Consider the following 26,346-nt stretch of genomic DNA (forward strand, 5'->3'; position numbering starts at 1 on the left):
CAAGTGGGGGGCAAGGAAAGACAGCCCCAAATAAGTAAGATAAGCGTTAATGTATTAGAAAAGGCTAGGGAAAAACTAATTTTCCTAGCCTGGCCTTTCTGCTTAACATAAAATGTTAAACCCGTTCAATACAAGGCTTGTTTTTGCTATCCTAACCCGCTTCGTTGTTATGCTGCTACGGTTTAATTTTTAAGTTGTGATTGGTTTTTACGATATTAGATTGAGTTGTTGCAGTTGTTATACTTGGCGCAGTAAGCATCCTCTCGATTCTTTCCAGCCGATCTATCTTCAATATAATTTCGACATCTTCCACATGTATCCTTTTAATCGAATGCAAGACAAGCAAGGGTATTCAATAATAAGCATCCGTAACAATCGGCCACCTCAATCGATACTATGGTTTAGGAGGGGATGCGATTGCAGGATCCATTTTTTAATACAGCCACGATCCATACGATACGCAACGGAGTCGAAGTACATGAGTTGTGGCTGCTTATTAACGCACGCTACGATGAGACCGCCAAGCGATTCAAGCGGATCAATGTCGACAATTTTAGCTTCGGTTGGCAAATGCAGGCTTGCGGCACGTATCCGGGTGAAGAGAACATCGGAGATTTAGACAATCAGGGAATGAATTTATGGAAGGCTAACGGGAAAAAGGCATACAGTGTAGGGGATCCTGCACGTAACCAAACCGGTGAAGATATCGGGGCTCTGCAACCGGATGGAAGCTGGCGTGAGTTCGGAATCATGTTGGGATGGAACAATCTGTTTATGTGTGACTCATATGGGGGAGTGACGATCGGAGGATCAGGCATTGAAATTGACGGCTCAGGCATATCCCCGCTCAGTAGGCTTTCACTGGGTAAATTCAGCGGTGGAAGCTTAGTCCCGCAGCGTCCTATTCAAGATTATGTGTTTGCCTATAACGGAATGTGCTGGAATGTTCAACATGGGCTGTGGAACAAAGATATTGGGGAACAGAGCGGCCTCTTCTATGGCTTGGCAGCACCAATCCACTACAATGATAAGGCTGATGGCTCGTTCAACCCGGATTCCAACAAGGCGAACATGGACAAAGCGGAAGTGGTCGTGATGAAATTGCCAGGAGGGAAATCTGCTCAGATCGAAAATTGGGAATATCTTGTGCAAATAACGAGCAGCGGGAACGCAAAAGTCCACGGATATGATGTCCCGCTAACTCAAGCCATAACCGTTAGTTTAAATCAAAATCAAGCAGCTGACGTATTTTATCCGAATTCAACCTGGAACAAGAGGAACGCGCATATCTTGGGTGTTAAGGGAATGAAGGCTGATGGAACGACAAAATCGGTTCAAAGCTATGATGCTTCCTACTATGATTATGGCATATATCTCAGTATGCCTGCTGGATATGCCCAAGCGGAGGTTCTATTGTCGAGAATCGGAATGTCGTCGGAATGATGTAATACAAAAGAGCCGCTTGGCTTAATGGCCAGCGGCTCGTCATTTTCTATAGATGCTATTTACATTTTAAAAACCCATTTATATTCTGAAGGATTCCATTCGATCTTTCCATCCTTGTTCAATTTTCCAAATTCCATAGCAACTGTTTTGTTGACTGCTTTCATCCCGTTGTCAAAGGCAAAAGTGAAACGCTTGCCGAATGTTTCTTCAATGCTTTGAACTGCATCAGCCAAGTTTACGACGATATCTCTTTTAATCTTGTTGTACAACCACAGTGCAACGTGTTGTTCGTTCATTTTACTTGCTCCCTTCATAATTCCTATATTCACGGCTGACAGTTTTGGGCTTCTCCGTCCTAAAGTCTGATCCCGTATCTTTATATTACTACAAGATCCTACCCAATCCTGCTATGTAAATGTGAAGATCTTTTGTCATTTAACGCTTATATGCTTGAGTGCATAGTTGCTTTACTGTGATAAACATAAATGGAGCACACAGTTGAGTAGAATCTACTTCTTAAATAATCATATCCTTTTCCCATTATCTTATGCTAAGGTGAGCGGTTTGCGACTACGATTGAGAACTTGTATACAATTATTTAACTTGTATGTAGAGGAATTTCGATTATGATAAAGGAGTAAGAGGCGTAAATGATCTGACTTTTGAAAAATGGTATTGACATGGTGGAGGAATGAGTGTATAATAACTATTCAATAGCGCAACATACTCCCTCAACCGTCATTTCACCGTCCATTTCGCCAACCACCTGTCTGTCCATTGGTTCGTTACTCACTGTTGTTTTGTCCCTTTTTTAAGCTTGGAACTGTAATTGTAGTGAAGTTGTTTTTTTGCTTTATTTTTATTGGCTATTTTAGTTGTGAAATGTTTTTGAGGATTGATCATTCTATGCTGGGATGATGTTTGAACATGTTGTGAAATGTTTAATCATGTTAAAGAAAGAGAATTTAAGAAACCTGACTCATTGAAAATAGAGCTAGGAGGTTTTTTCTTAAGAAGTTGGAGGAATACAAATGAATACAATACTAGTAAACAATTGGTTGAATCACATGGGTGACTACCGTGCAAGCCGTGCATTGAACGAGCGTAGATTGACTTATCGCATGTCTTATGTACAAGATATGAAGATGAACATGGTTGGTGCGCGTCGTGAACAAGACAAGTTGCGTCATGCCATCACACGTGCGAAGGAACAAGAAATGATCTTCCATGCTGCGTGCTCGAAGCTTGATGCTGTACATCGCGATGCATTGAATACCCGTTACATGCACAATCAACGAGGCATTGAACCTGGTGTCATTTCCGAAGCGATTGATGCTCTTACTGCGGCATTGCAGTTGATGGAGAAGTACGGAGCGATTCAGTATCGTATTGTTGAAGGCTATGTGATTATGAATTTTGTACAACAGCGCACAGCGTAAGTGTATAGGATGCGATCAGGATTTTATAAACTGTCATCTCACGGACAGTTCTCGTCCGCTTTAGCATCTCATATTGCATCTCATTTTAAACGATTGGGTGAGCATATGTTTTTGGAAAGTATGGAACGTTAACAGCCTCTTAAGGATAAAACTTAAGAGGTTTATTTATTTCCACTTGCTTTAATCAATTAACTTATAAAAGCAACCCCCGAAGCTCCTCTCCTTATGCCTAAAGAAACCCAAAGCACAGCCTAATTGTAATATGACGCTGGAATGCGCCCCCTTGCTTGAACAGATGAAGAGAGCGCTCTTCCCAATTAGAACATGGATTGATAGAACATAACTGCATCACAGATGCGTGATGCAATGAGCGTCTGAGTTCGTGGTTCTGTCAGCAGCTTGCGATCCCGATCATTGCTAATAAACCCGGCCTCAACAATCACTGCTGGCTGCTCCACCCGCTTGAGCAAATAATAAGTAGGGCCGAGCTCTGGCTGCTTATGCGATGCAAAGATTGGATTCAATGATTGTTGTATAAACCAAGCGAGCATTCGGCTTCGCCCTTCCTTCTGATGCAGCACAATCGGGCCGCGTGCAGCTTTGTTTTTGTTCCAATTGACATGAATGCTGATGAATACGGATACGGGGAGTTCTTGACTTAGCTGCCGACGCTGTGCAAGATCCTTGCGATGTCTAGAGCGGGTGGCCGACCATCGGTTATCATCGCTAAGCGCATAATCACCGGTTCGGTTGACAATGACCGGAATGCCCCTCGATTTCAGCATAAGATACAACTTCTGAGCGATAGCTAAATTAATGTCCTTCTCCAAGATATTGCCGTGAGTTGTTCCTCCATCAATTCCCCCATGTCCTGCATCAATTAAGACCAGCTTAGAGAATGGAAGACTCGGAAGGGATCCAATTGGTTCTGTATTGGGTGGAACAGATGCTGCAAAAGGTTCGGGGATTGCGTCCACGGCTAACTCCTGATATACGGCTGTCTCATTTGTGGTGGCAGCACGTCCAGCATGTCCGACCCCAATATTAGCGGTACACCCGATGGCAATAGCTATAATGCCAGCGACCATTCGGCGCAATCGCGATGCACATGACGGTTGATGTAGCATGAAGCAATCCCTTCTTTCTGTCACATGGTCAACATAATCACTCCATCTTTATCGTGTACAGCGAAGCACAACCTCATTCCTGCCAATTTGGGTTGGTGCGCCGTAGATCTGGGTATCCTAAGAATGACGGGGCGAGGCAGCCAAGAGATAACGACGAGAGGATTGAGAACCGTTATGGCTAAAGCAGGAAAAGGAGAAGACTTGATTAAATACATTACACAACGCGTTGTCACCTATATGGATACGCCGGTTGAAGCGCGTCGGGAGCGTCAAATGGAGCGGAAAAATCGTGCAAAGGAATCATGGCAAACGAAGTGGTTCGGAATGGTGCCATTCGGAGTCAAAATGTGGGCTGGCCAATGGGGGAGTGCAAGCAAGCCTCTGCTCAAGCGGGCCAGAGAACTAAATGTGCTCCGACTACTGCGCAAACAAGTCAAAACAGCCTCTAACACTCCATCATCAGGATCTGGGACGCCTTCTCAACCTTAGGCAAAAAAAGGGGCACGCCTTTGAAGGTCGTGCCTCTTTGCAAGGATCAAGCTATGAACATATTTTTATGACTGTGGAATAAATGCCCCCGCTTGCAGTGCATCTGAGGAGGGGAGCCAACGCATGGATTTCATGTCAGGAGAAGAGACAATTACATACACATTGTCTCTTGTCTTTGCCAAATCGCTTGAATTGCTCTGACCATCATCTCTATTTCCTCCTCCAAGCATCCATCTCTGAATCCCGATATACGAAAAAGGTTGATTAACAGCCCCACCACTTATGCGCTGTATATAAACCCAATTTTGATCACGAAAAGTAAGAGGAAGCTCCTTGGAGCTATTTATAGATAGCTTAGTCATCCAGTTCACATTCTCATAGGGATCGAATGGTGCAATCAAACTGCTTGAAGAGGCAACCTCGCTGTAGCTCTGCGAGGAGGCGGCGGCATGAGAGGATAGCAATTGTATCGAAAGCAATCGTTCCTTGCTGTCCATGCGTTTAGATTGACTCGCTGAGGGCTGACTCAACAAGGTCGGGCTATCATTTGCATCTCGCTTTGTTGGCGCTGGTGCATACTGCTTCGGCAGCGGGAGCCATTCTCCACTTTGCGCATCAAGCCAATCAACGTTCCCGTTGTGCCATTCCACTCGCCATACGGTAAGCAGCGGGGCTAGCTGGTACGGGTAAATGCTCGTTACCTGAACTTCCTTATTATGTTCCTCTACAAGCTGCTGCTGTCGATCTAACAATGCATCCTGTAAGGTTGATTCATCGAAGGGCTGCTGTTCGCCAAGCCCATATTCCGACAGTCGTATTCGACCATCGGCATCTGCTTGTAGAATCATATATCCAATTTGCTTTTGTTTGTCCATAACGCGGATGAACCACCCATGCATGCCAGGGCCAAGAGGGAAGCATTCTGTATCTGCATGCTCCCATTGCTGGAATGGGGCTTTCTTGGCGAGCTGCTGCTGATAGTGGATAATTGCTTCATCAATCTGTTTGTTCTCTCCACCCCCTGAAAGCGGGGTCAAAGATGCGGGTGCAGACTGGAAGGTGTGATAGGTAGACGAAGCAGAAGTAGACGTCAAGATGATCGAATGTTCACTAAATAAGGATTGTTGAAAGGAGAGCGGAGCATAAGCTTCGCTTACCAAGTTCTCATTGGTTCTGCCCGATAGTGGCTTGGCTTCGCTTGATGCAAACAGAATGCCGACAGTAACACTGCCAGCTACAAGGGAAGTCAGTGCAGCGGATGCGGCGATATAAGCCAATTTCGTCCACCAAGGTTCATTATTCATCGAATCACCTCTAATTTCCGTTGTTACAGGCTTCCTGTATCGGTTGCTGTTAGTTGATTTCCTTAATTGTAAAGGACAAGCTCTAAAAATGGTGTCGTTCCATTGTTCAGGTGCTTGTCCTTTACACGTTCTATTTTTGCCGCAATGTGGCGTTTCTGCACTGTTCATGATTGATAGGCTTAGGCCAATGTCGAAGGAAGATGAATCAGACCTGCATTGAGAAAATTGACCGCAATCCGAGGCTCGAATTGCCACCGAATCTCTTGGCACCTCATGTCATATTGCTGCTGGATCTGTTCTTGTTTCGAAGGGGAATTTGTATTCCCTTGTTCGGGATCAGTGTCGGAATCATCCCCGCTATGCTTGTCCTTGTTGGATGGCATATTCGCAGCCTGCTCGGCTTCGGTGCTGAATTGCTGAAGCTGAGGTTCGTAATAAGACTTCAATCTCGCAAGCTCTTCTTCCAATCGTTCTGACGCTTCCACAGCCCATGTATTGTCATAGGTAGAGATGAGATCGATTAAATGTCTTTCTACAGCCTCGCGGGCTTGTTGAATAGACAACGACCAAGGCGCAACATGCACATTGGAAGGAAGCTTAGGGGACAAGGGCATGGACAGCAGTTGTTCCATGAAGTCAGTCCGAATTCGTCCCGTAATCAGAGATATTCCGAACGAATGAATTTCCTCTCTCTTTAGGTCGCATGCAAATTCGACGTTAAGATTTAAGAGAAGCCATGGCTCATATGCAGTAGAACGCTTAGTACCTCGTGTGGAACTGTTTGCAGCAGTACTGCCGGCATTGGCTGGTTCAGCGAACAATTGAATGAAGCGACCCTCTTCATGAACCGCTTGCATGATGCTCGACAGCCGCCGGCTGCCGAAGGTAACATCCTCGCGTGGAATTCGTCCTAAGCCTCCACCGCCGCCTGTGAAGGCGGGTGCTACGCCGAAGTAGCGACCGAGGATGGAGTCGCCGGGGGCTGTACCGGCAGGGGTAGAGCCCGGAGGCGGAGCAATAGCTGCACCAGTTGGCGGAGCTGTGGCTTTACCCGCAGGTGGCAGGACTGGCGGGGCAGAAGGTCCACGAGGGGGTTCAGGCTGCATCGCAGAAGGATCGAATACGAAGGTGAATCGCATCGTCTCGGGCTCTGCCCCTGTGCGATCAACAAAACCCCAATAGTAGGGACGGTTCGTAAGCTTACGGTCGGCTCGTTCTGACAGCTTCACGGTTACACTGGCAGGTGAGGTCTCCATGATATGACAATCGGTGGCCTCCAAATAATCGAGCACAAATCGTCGTACTTGCTCCGTATTCATTCCTTCCTACCTCCTATTCCTGTCATCATCCTTCAATCTCGGCACTCATGTTATGCAGGAGATTACTTATTGCTGCACTCTTCTCGTCGTCTTCCATATCTATTTCTTCACGTATCGCATTTAACGAATTGCCTAAACGCTCCACCTCGGTGTGAATCAGATCTTCCGAATCCGATTCCAGAAGAATGCGGGAGAGGCTCTTCTCGAGAGAATCCTGCTTCTCGAACCGTTCTAGGATCATGTCGAGACTGCCGATGACCATCTCAAACATGTTGATTTTCTCATGAAGCAGGTTCAGTATATATTCTTCAATCGTTCCTTGCGTTGATAGGTTGTAGATCTTCACATCATTGTTCTGACCAAGCCGATGTACCCTACCAATCCGCTGCTCTACGCGCATCGGGTTCCATGGCAAATCAAAATTAATCATATGATGGCAGAACTGCAGATTGATACCTTCGCCCCCGGCTTCTGTTGCAATCATGACCTGTGCCCGTCCGCGGAAAAGATCCATCATCCAATCCTTCTTGCCGCGGTTCATCCCTCCGCTGTAAGGAACTGCGACTAGACCGGCATTGCGGAAATACTGCAGCAAGTACTCCTGGGTAGCTCTGTATTCGGTAAACACGATAACTTTTTCATTAATCTCGCGAATAATGTTCATCGCCGTTTCGGCTTTGGTATTCGCATTAATGCCTTTAATGAGATCGACAAGATCCCAGATATAATTGCGAATAGGGGAGTCCTCGGCAAGCTTCTTTGACAAATTCACGAGTGTTAAGAAGACGGCATCCCGACTGGAGCATACTTCCCGCTGCAGCGTAATGAGGGAGAACATGCTGCCGATATCCCCGCTGTTTGTTCGATATTGCTCCTTTACAAATCGAGTGACGCCATCATAGAGCGCCTGTTCTTCCGGCGAGAGGGTGAGTGGAACATTCTTAACGATACGCTTCGTAAAATGAACATTGCCTTCACCTCTGCGATTGCGCACCATGACCTTCGATAGCTCGCTCTGGAGCATGCCCTCATTCTTCGGCATCCGCTTGTCTGCGACGAAGTTCGTGCTGAACTCCCCTTGACCGCCCAACTGACCTGGCTTCAGCAGATTGATCAAGTTATACAACTCGTTCATATCATTCTGAACGGGTGTAGCTGTTAGCAGAAGACAGTATTTCTTGCGCAAATGCTGAATGAATTGATAGTTCGTTGTTTTCCGATTTTTCAGTTTATGGGCTTCGTCAACGATTAACATATCGTATTCCTGCTCCATGAGAATTTCCTTGTGCGGATCGCGTTTAGCAGTATCCATGGAAGCGACTACGATGTCATTTGCCCATTGATATCCCTTCTTTTGGGCGATCGCAGGAATGCCGAACTTATGGTTCAGCTCACGAACCCATTGCAGCACAAGAGAGGCGGGCACTAAGATGAGCACTCGCTTCACAAGTCCACGAATCATATATTCCTTTAAAACAAGACCGGCTTCGATCGTCTTCCCGAGACCTACCTCATCGGCTAATATTGCTCTGCCTCGCATATCATGCAGCACTTTGCGGGCTGTCTCTAACTGATGCGGCAGTGGATCGACGTTTGTAATATGAGTTAAGCATTGAAGCTCGTCAAATGCATGAATTCGCTTTGCCTGCTGGGCTTCGTATGCAAGCCGGAATAAGGTCCAGTCATCCCAAGGGCTGTTTTTGTCAATGCGAGCAAGAAGCTCGTCCGTCCATCCGTTCTCGATAGTAAGGGGGATGCGACCTATTGCAGCTGTGCTAGTACGGGAGGATGTGGAGGGGTTATCTCCATTAATACCCACAGTTCCCATAGATGCTTCGATTCCGGGGTAAGCTAGTGTCGTAGAAGCGTTACTCGGTGTACGAGACTCTTCGTTCGACGGCTGATACGTACGCATGTTGTCTCCCTCCTTAATCGATGCGTTATTCTTCATTACCGTGTAGTATGGACGTAATCTTCTTATTTCATAACTGTTCATACGATACGATGGAAAGAGTTTGAAATGAGGGATTTATCACAGTGGTTTTGTATATGTTGATGTAAAATACTTTTTGGACACTAGATATAGTGTTGAGTACATACCATGTAAGCAGGTCTAACGCACGTGGTTGTTGATAAAGATTTGATGAAATGAAGAAGCACAGGAGGTTGTTCTCTTTGAATATGCCACAGAAGAAACGCTTGGAAGGACTAAGTGAGAAGATATTTCTAGATCGATATGCAAAAAAGGATGCAGATACGAATAATACCCGAGTGGGGGACGTTGTACTTGTATTAACGAAAGATGATCCGAAATTTCCGACGAAGGAGGTTGGAGAGGTTACTGCACGTAATGGCCGGAACTTATCTGTTGCACTCCGAAGCGGGGCGACCATCCAGACGTCTATTGAGCATGTGACGCTGACCGTGGAGAAAACACCGGAGGAAATGTGGGATCGATTGGCATCTGCAATTGCCTCCATTGAGACTAAGGAGAAGCAAGCGGAATGGACGGATAAATTCAGATATATTCTCGATGATTGGAAGCTTGTCCCGGGTGGACGAATCGCAGCAGGAGCAGGAGCAAGCGAGGAGCTAACCTTGTTCAATTGCTATGTCATTCCGTCTCCTAAGGATAGTCGAGGCGGGATTATGCAGACGCTCTCGGAAATGACAGAAATTATGGCTCGGGGTGGCGGCGTTGGCATCAATCTATCCTCGCTTCGTCCAAGACGGGCTATTGTGCGTGGTGTTAATGGCTCATCCAGTGGCGCGGTTTCATGGGGAGGCTTATTCAGCTATACGACAGGACTTATCGAGCAGGGCGGCAGCCGGCGTGGTGCCTTAATGTTAATGATGTATGATTGGCATCCGGACATTTTGGATTTTATTACAGTGAAGCAGACTGCAGGTCAAGTGACGAATGCGAACTTATCTGTCTGTGTTAGCAATGGATTTATGAAAGCCGTGAAGGAGGACTTGGACTGGGAACTTGTATTTCCAGATACGAGTGATCCGGACTATGATGAGCAGTGGGATGGAGATTTGGAGAAGTGGAAGAAGGCGGGCAAGTCCGTCATTCCTTATCAGACAGTTAAGGCCCGCGACATTTGGCATACGATTATAGAGTCGGCGTGGAAGTCTGCGGAACCGGGTGTTGTCTTCATGGAGCATTATAATCAGATGTCGAACAGCTGGTATTTCAACCCGATTATCTGTACGAATCCTTGTGGAGAACAGGGACTACCGGCGTGGGGTGTCTGCAATTTATCCGCGCTCAACCTGTCCAAGTTCTATGATGCTGAGAAGCGGGATGTTGCTTGGGAGGAGCTATCGAAGGTAACGCGTTATGCGGTGCGCTTCCTCGATAACGTCATAGATAAGACTCCGTATCATTTTGAGGAGAATAAAAACAATCAACAGAAGGAGCGGCGTGTCGGGCTGGGCTCGATGGGATTGGCAGAATTGATGATCAAGCTTGGCATCCGATATGGAAGTCCTTACTCGCTCGAATTCCTTGACCGGCTGTTCGGCTTTATTGCCCGCGAGGCCTATTTGGCTTCTGCGGATATTGCTGCGGAGAAAGGGGCTTTCCCTGCCTTCCAAGCAGAGCCATACTTGTCAAGCGGCTTCATGAAGCAAATGTGCGGTGTATTTCCTGAGGTCGAAGAAGCAATTCAAGCGAAGGGGATGCGTAATGTAACGGTCATTACACAAGCGCCGACGGGCAGCACGGGTACCATGGTTGGCACTTCCACCGGGATCGAGCCGTACTTCGCCTTCAAATATTACCGCCAGAGCCGTCTCGGCTATGACGAGCAGTTCGTGCCGATTGCGCAGCAATGGAAGGATGCGCATCCGAACGACCAGCTGCCGGATTACTTTGTAACAGCGATGGATCTGTCAGCAGAGGATCATATACGTGCCCAAGCAGCGATTCAGCGCTGGGTGGACAGCTCGATTTCCAAAACGGCGAACTGCCCGAGTGACTTTACTATCGAGCAGACGAAGGAATTGTATGAACTGGCGTTCGACCTCGGATGTAAAGGTGTAACCATTTACCGAGATGGAAGTCGAGACGTGCAAGTGCTGTCGACGGAGAAAGAGTCGAAGCAGGAAGAGAGCAACCATTCAGGATCGGGGCAAGCTGATTCCGAGGAGCCACAATCAACACAAGGAGGGGTTCTTCATTGCGAGTCTTCCTTTGTCTCTGAGGGTCAACAGAAGACGAAGAACAATGGGGACGGAAATGAGCAGCAGCTTCATCGTCAGGATACTGGCTCGTCTGGTGCATCGTCTTTGAGTGTCTCTTCAGATCATGAACAGAAGGATGGAGTCCGAGCGCAGGAAAGTAATGACGGTCAGGAATCTACTCAGGAATCTACACATGGCAATGCTTCTCCTTCTGCTGAGGTAACTGCAACCAAGGGGGGAGAGTCTGAATCAGCAAGCTCAAATAATGTGTACAAGCGCCGTCCCCAAGTATTGCGCGGCGCAACGTATAAGATTAATACGCCGTTCGGGATGGCGTACATTACGATTAATGATTTGAATGACATTCCTGCAGAAATCTTCTTAAACGTCGGCAAGGCTGGATCCGATGTATTTGCGATGGCGGAAGCGCTAGGCCGCGTATGTTCCCTGTTCCTGCGCTATGGCGACCATGGCAACAAAGTAGAGCTGTTAATCAAGCATTTGAAGGGAATCGGTGGTTCAGGCTCCGTTGGCTTCGGTGCTAATCGGGTGGAATCGATTGCAGATGCAGTCGCAAAAGCGCTGGAGACACATATGCAGGAGCAGGCATGTGATCAAGAGCGTCAGCGAAATAGTAAAGGGAGAAACGGTCAGCAGAACCATCAAAATGACAGCGGTCAGTCGCATAACAATAACCAACAATCGAGTGAAAATGGCCATCAGTCAAACAACAACAATCAGACTGTCAGTGGCAATCATCAACAGGTTAATTCTTCACGACAGGAATCGATCGAACAGGAACCAATCGCAGCTGCGATTGAAGATTCATCATCTGCTCAGAAAGATACATCTCCACCGATGATGAGCGGGATGTCGAGAGACTTATGTCCTTCCTGCGGCTCAGCTTCTCTTATCAATATGGAAGGCTGCAAGACGTGTGCGAACTGTGGATACAGCCGTTGTTCATAAAGAGCATATGTTTGAAGATTTGAGAGAAATGAGTGCTGTGAATCATTTGTATGTAACGTTCATTGTAATAGTCGGGGCAATACATCGGCTACCTTGTCACCGTGGCGGCATGGATAACAATTCGGTGGCGCTGTTTGAATAATGAAGAGAGGCGCGCAGATCAAATCGCCGATTAATGGTTACAAAGTATAGGGCAAATGGAAAACCCCCGTGAAGCTGCTGTGGCAGCGCCCCGGGGGTTTGTGTTTTGGTCTGGCGCAGCATGACGCCAACTATTTAACCCCTGACAGCCTGTAGTATGGCTGCAGCCGGTCCCTGGTTGTTTTCTAGTTGCATAAAATGAACGGGAGATTACCTTAACTTCAGATCATTTTATATAGGTTAACAGAATAATGACACTTCTAAAACAACAAAAGCCCTACCTCTCTTTTGTCCTTGCGGCTCCGATGACCGCGCCAGTGTGAATCAGAATTTCGTCTTTACATAAACTCATACTTCGTTTGGGTTATTCAAAATAAGAATTTAAAACTTCGTGGTCACGAAGGGTTATTCTTCTAGCGAGGAACGTAAAAGGGGTTAAATTGAAATTACAATATCATATTATATCACAGATGTAGCTATCTGGCAAGAGCTATATTGGGTTCTACTTTGGGCTGCGCAGCGGACCGTATGACCCGTTAGAAAGACCCCGCTCAGGATCAGTACCAGCCCAGCGAGCAAATCGGGTGTATTGGCTCATCCAACATCAGTGCTCCCCAGACGCTTGCCATGGCAGGGATCAAGTAAGGGGATATGGTCCGGAAATTTCGGCGCTGGCGAGCTTTGTTGATTAAATTTACAGGATAATTGAGATAGATTTGACGCTGTGGAAGGCGACTTCTAAGTTCTGAACGCTTTCTGCTTCCGGAGTTTTTGAAGAGTTGACTTAGAGTTATTTTATGGTATTATAACAATATCAGTACTATAAATACTAAATGGGTACTACAGGTACGAAAGAAAAAAGCAAAGTAGAAAACGAATGGAAGTAATTATGATTTTTTCCGATTGTTTCTTACCTATCGGGATGCCTTTGATGATGAAAATGCAGACCGAGGGAGAAATACGATGAATTTTGAGAGATTGGGTTGATGATCGAGAGGAGGAACCATTTGCATACAGTATTCAATTTCATGTTCCACGATAGATTACTATCTAATTTGGAGAGACAGAAAGGAAGATGACCATGGCTGAAAATCAATTGAAAAAGCATGGAGGCAACATTCTGATTTCCGATGATGTCGTTGCCACAATTGCTGGTCTTGCAGCGCTTGAGACTCCAGGAATTACTGCTATGTCTGGCGGACTATCAGATGATTGGGTGAAGATGTTGAGTGGCAAGAACGTGCAAAAGGGCGTGTCCGTCGAGGTAGGTGAAGTTGAAGCTGCTATAGACCTGCGAGTTATGGTTGTGTACGGTATGAAAATTCATGAAGTGTGTCATCAATTGCAGGTAAACATCCGCGAAGCGGTTCAAAGTATGACTGGACTTTGCGTTGTAGAGATTAATGTAAGGGTAGAGGGGGTCTCTTTCACAGATGAGGAGGTGAAGGAAATTCAACGAATTAGCAAATAGGTTATCGCTAAAAAACGATGGGAGAGGTGTATATGTATGTTAGATCCACGACTTACGAAATTAGCTGATATTCTCGTAAACTATTCTACAAAAGTGCAAAAGGGAGACAATGTATTAATAGATTCAACTGGAATCGATACATCTTTGGCAAAGGAACTTGTGAAAGCCGTGCATAAAAACGTACCATCACCCTATCAGGGATTTACATTCGAAAATGTCCGATTGGAGTTTAAAGATGGAGAGATCATCCATGCGGCAGCAAACAACACCGAGCGGCTAAACAATATCTTAGATGCGGATGAAGGTGCACGTTACATAGGGGAGTTTGCAATTGGGGTGAATCCTGCTATTAGGGAACCAATGCAGGATATTCTGTTCGATGAGAAAATCGATGGCAGCTTTCATTTCACACCGGGACGATGCTATGATAATGCTTCAAATGGGAATGAGTCAGCAATCCACTGGGACATGGTGATGATTCAACGCTCAGAGTATGGCGGTGGAGAGATTTGGTTTGATGATCGACTGATTCGAAAAGACGGACGTTTCGTGATTCCAGAACTGGAAAAGCTAAACCCCGAAAATCCAAAGTAGTTAGTGCTAACTTGGTCGCAGAATTTGACCCCAAGGAGATAAAGAGTTACACTTTCCTAGTACCCAAAGTACCATAAATGGATCTATCGGTACTACTCTTGGTTTGAGGTGAACTAAGGATGAAAGAACGAATTGCCAAAACTGCTATCGCGCTATTTCATGAAAAAGGAATCAAATTTACAATGAATGATTTGGCGCGCGAATTAGGTGTCAGCAAAAGCACGCTGTACGAGCATTTCCCGTCCAAGGACGAACTTATAGGTTATGTGGTTCAGCAAGTTAACGAAGAAACGGAAAGACGATTTCAAGAAGTGATCCAAGATACGAATTTGACCATATCTGAAAAATTGAAAGGGATACTCTTGATTGTCCCTCATGATTTTCAGAACAGCTATGTACGCTTACTGGTCGAACTTCGGCGGTACTACCCCGAACGGTGGAGGGAAATGGAACAAGGCATTAATGATGAGTGGAATATCATTACTAGTCTCATTGAAGAAGGCATCCATAATGGTGATTTTCGTCCGATGCATATTCCAACACTGATCCAAACCCTCAATTTCTTAATGAAATCGATTTTCGATCAGCGCAATTTAGCTTCCAGCCAAATTACGGTGCAAGAATCTCTTTCCATGATGGTAGATATCATATTGAATGGAATTAGGAAGTAGAATGAGGCTCCCATTTGTTAGAGCTGAGAAAAACAATATTTGCAGGTTTCCGTTCTTCTCAGCTTTTTTGTTTTCGTGGATTCACTAAGAGCAAATGTATGAAATACTTATTATTAGTACCAAAAGTAATATTTTAGTACTAATAGTACCTGGATGAAAATGAAGAAAGGTGGGAGAATCCGATGGGATTTTGGGAAATCGGTTTGATCTTTGTTAATTTCGCCCTTCTGGGGTGGACTCTATTTGCAGGCTGGAAGACAAAACGGTGGTCTGTTACCGCCTTGACGGTTGCCTACGGTGTTCTTATCATACAGCTTATCGCTGAAGGCTACCGTTGGCAGATGATTCCGGCTTATGTGTCCCCTGTTATATTGACAGTATGCTATCTATTGGCCAGGAGCAAAGAGAGCCCCAGAAACAGAATTACGGTAACGGTTCGTACATTGCTGCTTGTCATTTATTTGTCTGTAGCGGTCGCAATGCCAGCACTCATGCCTGTATCTTTATTTCATAAACCGACCGGCCCATTTATGGTCGGCACAACGCTGTATCATTGGGTTGATGATCAGCGGGAGGAACTTTTTACAAAAGATCCGAATGACCGGCGCGAGCTAATGGTACAGATTTATTATCCTGCAGGTGATAAAGGCGAGGGAAATCGCGAGCCCTTTATCCGCAATGCGCATGAGGTCGCAAAGGGGCTGGAAAAAGATGTGTCCGTCCCGGCATTCGTACTAGGCCATCTGAATGTGGTGAAATCGAATGCGTTCACGGAAGCCCGGCTATCAGACGCCGAGAACCGTTATCCCGTATTGATCTTCTCCCATGGTTTGAACGGTTTTCGCAATCAAAATACGTTTCAAGTCGAGGAGCTAGCAAGTCAAGGTTATATCGTCTTATGTATCGACCATGCCTATGACGCTGCGGCTACCGTCTATCCAGACGGTCGAACTGCATACTTTCAGTCTACGAATCTAACTGAACTTACTGAAAGAGATCGCCATATCAAATTATGGCGGGAAGATACCGCTTTTGTGCTAGATCAAGTGGAGAAGCTTAACCGAGGCGATGTAGACGACCGCTTTACGGGAAGGATCGACACTTCGCGAATCGGTATGTTCGGCCATTCTTACGGTGGCGCTACCGCCGCACAAATGCTGGTGGAGGACTCCCGTATCAAAGCAGCCATTAATATGGACGGTCTGTTATATGGGTCAAATGTGCCAGCTACGGGAATCGGCAAACCGTTTCTGAGCATGAGCGCAGGGATCATCGATGATCCACTTGAAGATATCAAGGTAATAAATAACCGCAACGAGCGTGCGCTTGCCGGCGGTGGCATGTCGATGGTCGTTCCTCACACGGATCATACGAGCTTCACTGATTTTCATCTGATTTCACCATTATTGCGAAGCCCTGGCGAAGATCCACGGTACGTTCATCGTATCATTAACGAATTCAGTCTCGCTTTTTTTGACCTTTATGTGAAACAGACAGGCGACAGCTCAGCACTAGAAAGGTTGGCCGCAAAATACCCGGAAGTTAATTTTAAAGTGAACTGAAAAGTAGGGGAAATCATGAAACTTCTTAATCAAAAAAAGGAGAGGACAAACATGAAAAAAACAGGAGTACTTATCTTAGCGGCCGCAATAGGATTAGGTTTTAGCAGCAATGTACATATTCCGGTTGCTATTGCAGCCGAGTCGACTACGACCATCCTGCCGATCAATTTAGCTGTAGACGGGACGGTAACCGCAAGTGGTGAAAATGGGTCGCATGAAGGCAAGGAAAAAGCGTTCGATCAGTATATTTTTTCGAAGTGGTTAACATTCAATACTCCAGCATGGCTGCAATATGAATTCACGAGTGCAAAGATCGTTAAATCGTACTCCATTACAACTGCGGAGGATGAGCCTGGAAGAGATCCGAAAAGCTGGGTATTAAAAGGATCCAATGACGGGATTGTCTGGGATGATCTGGACACACAGCAGAATCAAAGCTTCACCTCCCGACATCAAACGAAAACCTATTCATTTGCCAATACGGCTGCTTATAAATTTGTAAAGTTTGATAACTTTGCTAATCAGTACGATGACGGCGGGATGCTGCAGTTATCCGAAATTAAGCTATTCGGTAATGATGTGCAGACTTTCAGCACGATTAAGCCCACGGTTACAGCCAGCGGAGAAAATGCGCCAGACGATATCAAGGCGAATCTGGTTGACGGATCAAGCAATACCAAGTGGCTAACTTGGAACAATACGGCATGGCTGCAGTTCGACTTTGGCGAACAGGTTATGATCGATGGTTACGCGCTTACGTCGGCTAAATCGTACAATAATAGTCCCGATGCTGATCCGAGAAGCTGGGTTCTGCAGGGATCCAATGATTCTATCAACTGGACGGATTTAGATACGAAAAGCGATGAGAACTTCAAGCTTCGCCATCAACGTAAACATTACTTATTGAATAACAATACAAATGCCTATCAATACTATAGGCTCAACAATATCCAAAATCATAGCGGCTACGCTTTGCAAGTAAGCGAAGTTGAATTTTCGCGTACGAATGACATGTGGCATACCGAGAACCCGATCATCGAAGTTCAGAATCTTGCGGGCTACAGTTTATTCGATCAAGCGCTACCCAATGCCCAGCAAGAAATTTTGACGATCTTGCGTAAATTAAATGAAATTTTATACAAGAGTCCGGCAGAAATGCCGGTTAGAGTTAAGAAAATTCTGGTGGAAATCGTAGACACCCCTGGAGTTGCCTGGATGTCAGGAGACAATGAGTTAAAAACGCTAGGTATCAGTTCTCAGTATCTCGCAAGCTTCGTAGCTAATAATCCTAACAACTCATTACGCGATGAAATTATTGGAATCCTTTACCATGAATTGGGTCATGCTTATCAATATAGCGACTTTGATGTGGAAGCAGTAGCTGATAGCTTGCGTTACGAAACGGGTTATCATAATCGTTATGGTATCAGCCCGGGTGGAACTTGGTCTAGCAATGGAACGGCGAACTTCATTCGCTGGATTGAAGATTCGAAACATCGCGGATTCATTCGTGCATTAAATGCGGCAAGGATCCCCTATGGCATGAATGAGCAACAAATTCAATTGTGGAAAGAAAGTCAATTTCAATTGATTACTGGCATAGACGTGAATACCCTCTGGTCTCAATATCAACAAACACTTTCTAATCATTGATTAGGTATCTCAGCCTTGCGAAAGAGAGTGATGGGCGGCCCTTACATGGAAAAGTAGGGGTCGCTTTTCTGTTTACATTACATTTCTTCCCCGTCTCGAGTGATCCAGCTCTCTCCATCTCCTACTTATCCCATCAAGCCCTTCATCTCAATGATGCTCAATAGTAGTCAACTCAGTTGCATGTTTCCATAAATGACAAAGGTCAAAATTTTACCCACACTAGGTCATAATCCATCCTTTGTTCTCCCTTGCCTGCGAATTATGATGAAGTCAACAAATTATAAGCTGAGGTGACATAAAAAGTGGAAGAGACAAAATCAAGTTATCAGCTTCCAAAGCAGCAGGCGGAGAGCGGAGTGAAAAAATTTTGGTCGCCACGGAGAAAGGAAGCATTAGTTGGTTGGCTGTTTTTACTGCCAGAAATAGTGGGCATGTTGATGCTTAATGTATTTGCCCTTGGGTTTTCATTGTATTTAAGTTTTACAGATTGGGATTTATTATCTGGGGTATCAGGTATTAAGTTTGCTGGTCTGCAAAACTTCATTCATTTATTTCAAGATCCAACGATATGGAAGGCATTATATAACAACTTAGTATATACGGTGTTAACCGTGCCAATTCCGATTGCGCTTGCGCTTGTATTAGCAGTTGTTATTCATAGTAAAGTCTACTTTAAGGATTACTTTAAAGTCGTATTCTTTATACCTTACATTTCTTCGATTATCGCTGTGGCAGCAGTGTGGAGCATCTTGTTCCACCCTTCACTAGGCCCTATCAATCAATTTCTAATGGATCTTGGTATATCGAATCCTCCGAAATGGCTCGTTGATCCGAAAACATCACTAATCGCGGTCGCTATTATTAGTGCGTGGGCAGGGCTCGGTTACACGATTATTATATACATGGCGGGATTGTCCAATATTTCCGAAGAATTATATGAAGCGGCAGAAATTGATGGGGCGACGGGGCTGAAGAAGTTTTTCAATATCACGATCCCGCTGCTCCGTCCAACGACGTTCTTCCTGCTTATTACGATGCTTATTGGTTCATTTAAAGTGTTCGATATTATTTCGTATTTGACCGAAGGCGGTCCTGATAATTCATCAACGGTAATTGTATTCCGCATCTATCAAGAAGGTTTCGTCAACTACAATATGGGCTATGCATCTGCAATCTCTTGGCTGTTATTTGCGATTATCGGTCTGATTACTGCGGCAACGTGGAAGATGCGCCAAGAAGAATCATTTTAATAGAAAGGGAGAATACGATGCTAACCTTACGTAATAAGATTACCAAAATTATCGCTACCGTGTTAATGGGGGCATTGTCTATACTTTTTATCTTTCCATTATTATGGATGGTGTCGTCAGCGTTTAAATTTGAAAAAGATGTCATGCGCTTCCCGATTGAATGGATTCCATCTGCAACTAACTTTGTCAATAACTTCAAGGCAGTATGGATGCAAAAGGTACCGTTCGGTCAGATTTATTTCAACTCCATTAAAGTGGCAATTATCGTTACTTTACTCTCGTTACTTATATCAACGATGGCAGCCTATTCCTTTACGAAACTACAATTTCGCGGTCGAAACCTTGTATTTGCCGGGCTGTTAGCCATGATGATTATTCCTGATCAAGCGACGCTCATTCCTCGCTTCATGCTTATTCGTTGGTTGGGACTATATGACACCCATGCAGCGCTAATATTGATGGGTATGTTTTCGATTTACTTTACATTCTTGTTGCGTCAATTTATGGCCGGTGTGAGTGATGATATTTTGGAAGCTGCTAAAATTGACGGTGCAGGGCACCTGCGCAGCTTCACTTCGATTATGCTTCCGCTGTGTCAGCCTGTAATCGCGACGGTGGCGATTATTAAGTTCATCTGGTCGTGGAATGATTATCAAAATCCGTTAATCTTCTTGCAATCGAAATCTTTGTATACCGTTCCGCTAGGGATGACCTTGTTTAGGGATGATTATACGACCAACGATGCGATTATGATGATGGCGGCAGTATCAGCGATTATTCCTCTGCTGATTGTGTTTATTGTTTTGCAGAGACAAGTTATTAGTGGGATTGCCCTTGGTGGTGTGAAAGGGTAAGCAATACGGACTCATGATAAATCTGTAGACATCTCTAGGTTAGAGTCTTCTAATAAGTCAAAATCGTTATCGCACAAGCACAAAATTATACACGCAGGCAATTTGCAAACGTTATATACTGTCTGTAAGCGCTAACAAGGCCTTGACTCAAAGCTTACTATCATTCATTTTAGGGGGAAGTTGCACATGGCAACTAAAAGTAAACGTTATTTTCTTCTGTCCACATGCCTACTACTAGCATTAATGATGTTTACAAGCGCTTGTGGAAACAAAGCTGACGAATCCGCACAATCGAACGGTACAGAGAAGAAGGAAGTGACCCTTAAGTACTATAACTGGGACAATGAGGCTCAACAAGAGGGTACAGACGCAATGCTGCGTGAGTTTGAAGCTGCTAACCCTGGTATTAAAGTGGAACATGTCGTGCTCGTCCCGGGTAATTCATTGGAAATGTTAAAGAAATTGGACTTCCTTATTTCGTCAGGAGATGAAGTTGACGTCGTTCAATTGCCAAGTACTTCAGCGGTCGTTGAAAGAGCAGTTCGCAGTGCATTTACGCCACTAAATGAATTCTATGATAAAGAAGGTTTGAAAGCGGAAGATGAGTATTATGTAAATCCGCAAGTAGACGGCAAATATTACGGGATGCCATATACATCAGGTTATACCTATGTCATGCTCAATAAGAATGCGTTGGATGAAGCGGGACTGCCCGTTCCTAAATTCGGCTGGACATGGGATGACTATCGTGAGTATGCGAAGAAGCTGACAAAAGGTGAAGGCGTAGACAAACGATACGGAACATACTTCCATACGTGGGAGTTGTATATGAATGCCCCAGCGCAAACGGTAATGAAAGATCCGTTCCGCTATGACGATGGCAGCACAATTCTGTCTGACCCAACCTATCCGTACTTCTTCCAATTGCGCAAAGACATGGAAAGTGTTGATAAGTCAGCGAAACCCTATGCGGATGTGCTAGCATCTAAGCTTAACTATCGCAGTGAATTCTTCGGTGGTAGTGCAGCGATGATTATGTCAGGCAGCTTCACGATTCCAGATCCAGGCAATCTTGAGCAGTACCCACATGATTTTGTGACTGCTTTCGCGCCAGTTCCTTTGCCTCCAAAGAATGCTTTGCCTAAAGATTATGAGGGCGGTAAATACTTTGTTGGCAGTTCACAATTAGCAATGGGTTCAACAACGAAGCACAAGGAAGAGTCATATAAGCTGATGCGCTTCATGTCTACAGCAGATTCAGCCAATAGACAAGAGTTTTCCGGTTGGAAGAAAGCAGATCAGACAAAACTATTGGAGCGCATGATCGGTAAAAACACGGACAAGTACGATGTAGAGTCATTGAAGAACACGCTGTTTGGCGCCGATATTAAGTATTTGGATGCTTCCAAGGTCCTTACCACTTCGAGTGCTGATTTAACAAAAGTTATCGACGATGGCTTCAGCAAATTTATGCTTAGCACGGAGCCAATTGAGAAAGTACAAGCATGGATGGTTGAAGAAGCAACGAAGATTATTAATGAGAAAGAGAAGAAGTAACGATTTGTAAGTAATATAATAAATAGAAATCCGCTGAAACTAGGCGTCTCTATATTCCATGCTATATAAAGTACAAATAGTGGGAAGAGGGACGCCTTTTCTATATGGTGCTCAGAGAAGGGGTGAAGAGTGATGAAAAAAATACTAAGTTTGTTACTAGTAGTTGCGATAGTAGTCACGTTCTTGCCTGTTGGCACAGGTGTAGCGATGTCATCAAATGTTGCTAATTTATTTCCGAATGGTGATTTCGAATCAACAGCAGCGCCGAGCGGTACTTGGACTCAATATACGGATACGAACCCTGCACCTGTCAATTGGGACACATGGATTCCTGTAGGTTCTGGTAAACCAGCTGGTAGGACAGTAAGTGTAACGGTCGCTACCTATGATTCTTATAGTGGTCAGCAATCGATGCTGATAGATGCTTCCGGGACAAGCCGTGTATCGATTAATGCTAAGGCACCCGTGGAGGCTGGGAAATCGTACCGCCTGCAAGTGTGGTATAAAACCGAAAATATTGCAGGTGGCAGCGGCGCTTATTTCCGCACTTCTGTGCTGAATGCTTCTAACACCAAATTAATAGATGGACCTACTTCAACGAAGGTGTATGGTACGAACGATTGGACGATGCAGCAAGTTTTTATAACGGTGCCGGCTGGTGGTGCCAAATTTTTTGTTGAATTGTTTTTAGAAAATAGCACCGGCAAAGTGTGGTTTGATAACATTCGGCTGGAGGAATATGACGGCATAACGGGGTTAGCGCTTGAACCGACGGCAACGATGATGACGGTTGGGGAGACGAAGCCGCTAACATTAACCGTCACTCCAAATAACCTGCCATCTCCCAAAGTAATATGGAGTACTAGTGATGAGAACGTAGCTGCTGTTGATCAAGCTGGTAAGGTAACAGCAGTTGCAGCGGGCGTGGCAACAATCACTGTTGCGACAGAAAACCAGATGATAAAGGCACAAAGTACCATTGGTGTAGACTCTACAGAGACAGCGGCTGCTTACGACCAATTGCGTGAACGCTGGAAGCAGAAGTTAGTAGGAGCTGTAGACGATAACCTCGCTTCTGATCCCGCTATTCTGGCACTAGTAGCTGAGATGGACAATAATGTATCCAATGCCGCTAAGACGGGTTATCTTGATACGCTTAGTGCTAATGATAGCAGCCGCAGATACTTATGGTCGGATCTTGTCGATAACGCCGATACCAAGGAGCAGCATGCCAACAACATCGTTAGCGAGTTTACTCGTATTAAGATAATTGCAACCGCTTACAATACAGAGGCTTCTCGTTTCTATCACGATCCACAGCTGCGGGATGCAATTATAGGTGCCCTGGATTGGATGTACGCTAAGCGTTATAACGAGCGTTTATCCTACAGCAGCGCCAGCAGCTGGTGGGGATTTGAAATCGGTGCACCGCAGCTGTTAAATGATTGTTTGATCCTTATGTATGATGAGTTGAACGATCAGCAAATAGGCAACTTTATGCGGACAATTGATAAGTATTGTCCTAATCCAACAAAGCGGGTGCAAAATAGCTCCGTGATCGAAACCGGTGGCAATTTGCTGGACAAAGCACTTGTTGTAACTCTTCGCGGCGTAGTTGGTAGAAATAGCGCTAAAATTACGCAAGGACGGGATTCGATTGGTTCCGAATTTAATTATGTCACGAAAGGTGATGGTGTATATGAGGATGGTTCACTGGTGCAGCATGCGAATATCGCTTACACGGCTGGCTATGGTGCAGTCTGGCTCAGCCGCACGGCGGACATCACTTATTTGCTCAACACTTCACCATGGCCTGTGACTGATCCACGTGTGGCTAACATTTATAAGTGGGCAAGTGATACATTCGAACCAGTTATTTACAAAGGGCTGTACATGGATATGGTTAACGGGCGGGGGATCTCCAGAAAAGACTCGGGTACGGCTCGCGGCACGATTGTAGCTTTAGCAAGTTTAGCAGAGGGTGCACCACCAGAGGTTAGCGCTACTATTCGCAGTATGGTTAAGGAATGGGTAAGTAAGGATACAACCTTTGATGATTACTATAAAGGCTTGCCGATTTATAGTGTGATGCTGCTGAAGAAAGTGATGAACGATGATACTGTCGCACCGCGCGGTGAGCTGTCGCGCAGTTATATGTTCAACGGTATGGCCCGTGTCGCGCATCATCGTCCGAACTACGCTTTTGGGCTAAGCATGTTCTCAGACCGCATTTCTGCCTTTGAAATGGGCAATAAAGAAAATGTAAAAGGCTGGGATACCGGTCTTGGCATGACCTATATCTATAACGAAGACTTATTGCAATATCGCGATGGATTTTGGGCAACGGTTAACAGTTTCCGTCTGCCAGGAACAACAACAGACGGATCTGGAGAAGGAAAGATGCCGGGCGAATGGGCGTACTATTACAATACGAAAAGCCATGTTGGCGGTGCAACACTAGATCATTTATATAGTGCAAGCGGCATGGATTTCTCATTAACGAAAGTAACGGGCAGTGATTTAAGTGGTAAGAAATCATGGTTCATGTTCGATGATGAAATTGTTGCCCTCGGTACAGATATTCGTAAAACATCGGCCGCTACAAAATCGGTAGAAACGATTGTTGATAATCGCAAGTTGAATAGCAGCGGTGATAACGCCTTTGTGATTAACGGTGTACAGGTGCCTACAGCATTGGATTATGCAGCAGATATTGATGATGTAAACTGGGCGCATCTGGCGGGCAATGGTGCAGGTTCTGGTACGGATATGGGCTATTATTTCCCAACTACACCCACACTGCATGTCGTACGCGAGGCGAGAACAGGCTCGTGGTCTGAGATTAACAACGGTCAATCGCAAGATAAGCTGACGCGCAACTATGCCAGCATTGCCTTTGAACATGGGAATAATCCACAAGCAGCTAGTTACGAATATGTGCTGCTTCCAGGTAAGACAGCGGCACAAACACAAGCTTATAGTGAACAATCAGCTGTCAATGTGCTAAGCAATACATCAACCGTACAGGCTGTTAGCAATATGCAGCTTGGCATCACCGCTGCGAATTTCTGGAGTGCGGATACTGCGGGAAGCATCCAAGCTAAATCCGCAGCTACGGTCATCATGAAAGAAGACAGCGGCGAAATGAAAATTGCGATATCCGATCCAACGCAAAAGCAAAACAAAGTGACGGTTGAAATCCATCAACCGAACTTGACATTGCTGACTGCAGATACGGGGATAAAAGTTACACCGATACAAGATGGAGTTAGCATTGAAGTCAACACTTCGGGATCGCTCGGTAAGACATACACGGCAACATTTGATCTCGGCAAGACCTACACCGTAACCGTGGAAGGTGCAACAGCAGATAAACAGACGGCTAAGAAAGGTGAGGCCGTAACGGTAACGCTGGATACGCCTGTGGGTAAAGCGTTCGACAAGTGGATCGTTACGCCAGCAAGCTTGACGTTAACCCAAGATACAACAAACACTAACATGTATACGTTCCTCATGCCAGGTGAAGCAGTTAAAGTAACAGCAACGTATAAGGACGATACACCGGTAAGTGGCGGATCGACACCATCACCGGATCCAGCACCAACATCGCCGACACCAACACCTAAACCTAAACCAACTGAACCAGTGAAACCTACTGATCCAGTGCCCCCTAAAGTAGATTTGTCTGATATCGCAGATCATTGGGCTAAGGCTTCCATTGAAAAATCAGTTGAGCTTGGTTTTGTAAGTGGCTATGAGGATGGAACCTTTAGGCCGAATGGTACGATAACTCGCGGTGAGATTTCAGCAATGTTAGCTAGAGCGCTAAAGTTGGAACCCGTAAATACAGGGTTTATTTTCGCGGATCAAAGTCAAACACCAGTATGGGCACAGCCATACATTCAAGCACTTGCGAAAGCTGGATATATTTCAGGCTATGAAGACCGTACATTCCGTGCGAATAAAGATATCACCAGAAGTGAACTCGTTGTTATGATTGTTCGTGCACGGGGTCTTGAAGTACATCCAAATGCAACTCTGACGTTTACAGATGCGGATCAAGTGCCAGCATGGGCTAAGCCTTATGTGGCAACTGCAGAAGAAGCAGGCCTGATTAAAGGAAATGGAGTTGGTACATTCAATCCTAATGCTGCTGCAACCAGAGCTGAAGCAGTTACTTTGATTGTAGGCATGTTAAATGATTTGAAATAAGAGATGCTGTCTATTCAAGCCATCTGCATTAGTCACGTCTTAAGGTCAACGACTTAAGTAGGTGCCAAACTGTATCATCTAAGTGAAGGTGACTTCC

At 45.3% G+C, this 26,346-nt stretch carries 17 protein-coding genes and 1 pseudogene; 13 read left to right on the plus strand and 5 right to left on the minus strand.

The window, feature by feature from the left end; genetic code table 11:
* Positions 1-411: 411 nt before the first annotated feature.
* Positions 412-1,443: a hypothetical protein gene (locus RQP50_RS05165; protein WP_315743711.1), complete on the plus strand. Its 1,032-nt coding sequence runs from the start codon at positions 412-414 to the stop codon at positions 1,441-1,443.
* 62 nt (positions 1,444-1,505) lie between these two features.
* On the opposite strand, the gene RQP50_RS05170 is transcribed toward RQP50_RS05165, so the two are convergent.
* Positions 1,506-1,742, minus strand: coding sequence for a DUF6953 family protein (locus tag RQP50_RS05170; RefSeq protein ID WP_065293771.1), 237 nt, complete (start codon positions 1,740-1,742; stop codon positions 1,506-1,508).
* A 735-nt stretch (positions 1,743-2,477) separates the two neighbouring features.
* On the opposite strand from RQP50_RS05170, the gene RQP50_RS05175 reads away from it, so the two are divergent.
* Positions 2,478-2,885, plus strand: a complete 408-nt coding sequence (locus RQP50_RS05175) for a hypothetical protein (protein ID WP_021253184.1) — start codon at positions 2,478-2,480, stop codon at positions 2,883-2,885.
* Positions 2,886-3,202: 317 nt separating this feature from the next.
* Here the strand turns inward: RQP50_RS05175 and RQP50_RS05180 are convergent, their stop codons facing one another.
* On the minus strand, positions 3,203-4,012 hold the full coding sequence (locus RQP50_RS05180) for an N-acetylmuramoyl-L-alanine amidase (protein WP_072729686.1): 810 nt from the start codon (positions 4,010-4,012) through the stop codon (positions 3,203-3,205).
* Between the two features lie 174 nt (positions 4,013-4,186).
* Here RQP50_RS05180 and RQP50_RS05185 point away from each other — a divergent pair, with 174 nt between their 5' ends.
* Complete coding sequence (locus RQP50_RS05185; protein ID WP_072729685.1) at positions 4,187-4,501, plus strand: YqzE family protein; 315 nt, start codon at positions 4,187-4,189, stop codon at positions 4,499-4,501.
* A gap of 65 nt (positions 4,502-4,566) precedes the next feature.
* Here RQP50_RS05185 and RQP50_RS05190 read toward each other — a convergent pair whose 3' ends face one another.
* The 3 genes from RQP50_RS05190 to RQP50_RS05200 all read right to left on the minus strand — a co-directional run bounded on the left by RQP50_RS05190 (position 4,567) and on the right by RQP50_RS05200 (position 9,039).
* Positions 4,567-5,805, minus strand: a complete 1,239-nt coding sequence (locus RQP50_RS05190; protein WP_315743715.1) for a hypothetical protein — start codon at positions 5,803-5,805, stop codon at positions 4,567-4,569.
* 179 nt (positions 5,806-5,984) lie between these two features.
* Positions 5,985-7,124 carry a YqhG family protein gene (locus RQP50_RS05195; protein WP_315743717.1) on the minus strand — a complete coding sequence of 380 codons (1,140 nt, stop codon included), beginning with the start codon at positions 7,122-7,124 and terminating at the stop codon, positions 5,985-5,987.
* Positions 7,125-7,149: 25 nt separating this feature from the next.
* Positions 7,150-9,039 carry a DEAD/DEAH box helicase gene (locus RQP50_RS05200; RefSeq protein WP_227774709.1) on the minus strand — a complete coding sequence of 630 codons (1,890 nt, stop codon included), beginning with the start codon at positions 9,037-9,039 and terminating at the stop codon, positions 7,150-7,152.
* A 266-nt stretch (positions 9,040-9,305) separates the two neighbouring features.
* Here RQP50_RS05200 and RQP50_RS05205 point away from each other — a divergent pair, with 266 nt between their 5' ends.
* From RQP50_RS05205 to RQP50_RS05250, 10 genes and pseudogenes are all read left to right on the plus strand, one after another.
* On the plus strand, positions 9,306-12,284 hold the full coding sequence (locus tag RQP50_RS05205; RefSeq protein WP_315744579.1) for an adenosylcobalamin-dependent ribonucleoside-diphosphate reductase: 2,979 nt from the start codon (positions 9,306-9,308) through the stop codon (positions 12,282-12,284).
* Between the two features lie 1,222 nt (positions 12,285-13,506).
* On the plus strand, positions 13,507-13,896 hold the full coding sequence (locus tag RQP50_RS05210; protein WP_315743720.1) for an Asp23/Gls24 family envelope stress response protein: 390 nt from the start codon (positions 13,507-13,509) through the stop codon (positions 13,894-13,896).
* Between the two features lie 177 nt (positions 13,897-14,073).
* A pseudogene (locus tag RQP50_RS05215) lies at positions 14,074-14,490 on the plus strand (aminopeptidase); the annotation flags it as partial.
* Positions 14,491-14,609: 119 nt separating this feature from the next.
* On the plus strand, positions 14,610-15,161 hold the full coding sequence (locus RQP50_RS05220; protein ID WP_315743722.1) for a TetR/AcrR family transcriptional regulator: 552 nt from the start codon (positions 14,610-14,612) through the stop codon (positions 15,159-15,161).
* A gap of 182 nt (positions 15,162-15,343) precedes the next feature.
* Positions 15,344-16,723, plus strand: a complete 1,380-nt coding sequence (locus tag RQP50_RS05225) for an alpha/beta hydrolase family protein (protein WP_315743724.1) — start codon at positions 15,344-15,346, stop codon at positions 16,721-16,723.
* A 51-nt stretch (positions 16,724-16,774) separates the two neighbouring features.
* The gene (locus RQP50_RS05230; RefSeq protein WP_315743725.1) at positions 16,775-18,376 is read left to right on the plus strand and encodes a basic secretory protein-like protein; all 1,602 of its coding nucleotides are present in this window, start codon (positions 16,775-16,777) and stop codon (positions 18,374-18,376) included.
* A gap of 302 nt (positions 18,377-18,678) precedes the next feature.
* Positions 18,679-19,626, plus strand: a complete 948-nt coding sequence (locus RQP50_RS05235; protein ID WP_021254836.1) for a carbohydrate ABC transporter permease — start codon at positions 18,679-18,681, stop codon at positions 19,624-19,626.
* 17 nt (positions 19,627-19,643) lie between these two features.
* Positions 19,644-20,480 carry a carbohydrate ABC transporter permease gene (locus RQP50_RS05240; RefSeq protein WP_021254837.1) on the plus strand — a complete coding sequence of 279 codons (837 nt, stop codon included), beginning with the start codon at positions 19,644-19,646 and terminating at the stop codon, positions 20,478-20,480.
* 186 nt (positions 20,481-20,666) lie between these two features.
* Complete coding sequence (locus tag RQP50_RS05245; RefSeq protein ID WP_021254838.1) at positions 20,667-22,037, plus strand: ABC transporter substrate-binding protein; 1,371 nt, start codon at positions 20,667-20,669, stop codon at positions 22,035-22,037.
* Between the two features lie 132 nt (positions 22,038-22,169).
* Positions 22,170-26,249: a polysaccharide lyase family 8 super-sandwich domain-containing protein gene (locus RQP50_RS05250; RefSeq protein WP_315743731.1), complete on the plus strand. Its 4,080-nt coding sequence runs from the start codon at positions 22,170-22,172 to the stop codon at positions 26,247-26,249.
* Positions 26,250-26,346 lie beyond the last annotated feature (97 nt).

The organism is Paenibacillus suaedae (assembly GCF_032337355.1).
In the GTDB taxonomy this organism is placed as follows: domain Bacteria; phylum Bacillota; class Bacilli; order Paenibacillales; family Paenibacillaceae; genus Paenibacillus_B; species Paenibacillus_B suaedae.

What these genes read in the sequence shown, in the direction of transcription:
- RQP50_RS05210 (WP_315743720.1), top strand. Translation starts at nt 13,507, where the DNA reads ATGGCTGAAAATCAATTGAAAAAGCATGGAGGCAACATTCTGATTTCC.
- RQP50_RS05175 (WP_021253184.1), top strand. Translation starts at nt 2,478, where the DNA reads ATGAATACAATACTAGTAAACAATTGGTTGAATCACATGGGTGACTAC.
- RQP50_RS05230 (WP_315743725.1), top strand. Translation starts at nt 16,775, where the DNA reads ATGAAAAAAACAGGAGTACTTATCTTAGCGGCCGCAATAGGATTAGGT.
- RQP50_RS05170 (WP_065293771.1), bottom strand. Translation starts at nt 1,742, where the DNA reads ATGAACGAACAACACGTTGCACTGTGGTTGTACAACAAGATTAAAAGA.
- RQP50_RS05245 (WP_021254838.1), top strand. Translation starts at nt 20,667, where the DNA reads ATGGCAACTAAAAGTAAACGTTATTTTCTTCTGTCCACATGCCTACTA.
- RQP50_RS05185 (WP_072729685.1), top strand. Translation starts at nt 4,187, where the DNA reads ATGGCTAAAGCAGGAAAAGGAGAAGACTTGATTAAATACATTACACAA.
- RQP50_RS05200 (WP_227774709.1), bottom strand. Translation starts at nt 9,039, where the DNA reads ATGCGTACGTATCAGCCGTCGAACGAAGAGTCTCGTACACCGAGTAAC.
- RQP50_RS05240 (WP_021254837.1), top strand. Translation starts at nt 19,644, where the DNA reads ATGCTAACCTTACGTAATAAGATTACCAAAATTATCGCTACCGTGTTA.
- RQP50_RS05180 (WP_072729686.1), bottom strand. Translation starts at nt 4,012, where the DNA reads ATGCTACATCAACCGTCATGTGCATCGCGATTGCGCCGAATGGTCGCT.
- RQP50_RS05225 (WP_315743724.1), top strand. Translation starts at nt 15,344, where the DNA reads ATGGGATTTTGGGAAATCGGTTTGATCTTTGTTAATTTCGCCCTTCTG.
- RQP50_RS05220 (WP_315743722.1), top strand. Translation starts at nt 14,610, where the DNA reads ATGAAAGAACGAATTGCCAAAACTGCTATCGCGCTATTTCATGAAAAA.
- RQP50_RS05250 (WP_315743731.1), top strand. Translation starts at nt 22,170, where the DNA reads ATGAAAAAAATACTAAGTTTGTTACTAGTAGTTGCGATAGTAGTCACG.
- RQP50_RS05205 (WP_315744579.1), top strand. Translation starts at nt 9,306, where the DNA reads ATGCCACAGAAGAAACGCTTGGAAGGACTAAGTGAGAAGATATTTCTA.
- RQP50_RS05195 (WP_315743717.1), bottom strand. Translation starts at nt 7,124, where the DNA reads ATGAATACGGAGCAAGTACGACGATTTGTGCTCGATTATTTGGAGGCC.
- RQP50_RS05190 (WP_315743715.1), bottom strand. Translation starts at nt 5,805, where the DNA reads ATGAATAATGAACCTTGGTGGACGAAATTGGCTTATATCGCCGCATCC.
- RQP50_RS05165 (WP_315743711.1), top strand. Translation starts at nt 412, where the DNA reads ATGCGATTGCAGGATCCATTTTTTAATACAGCCACGATCCATACGATA.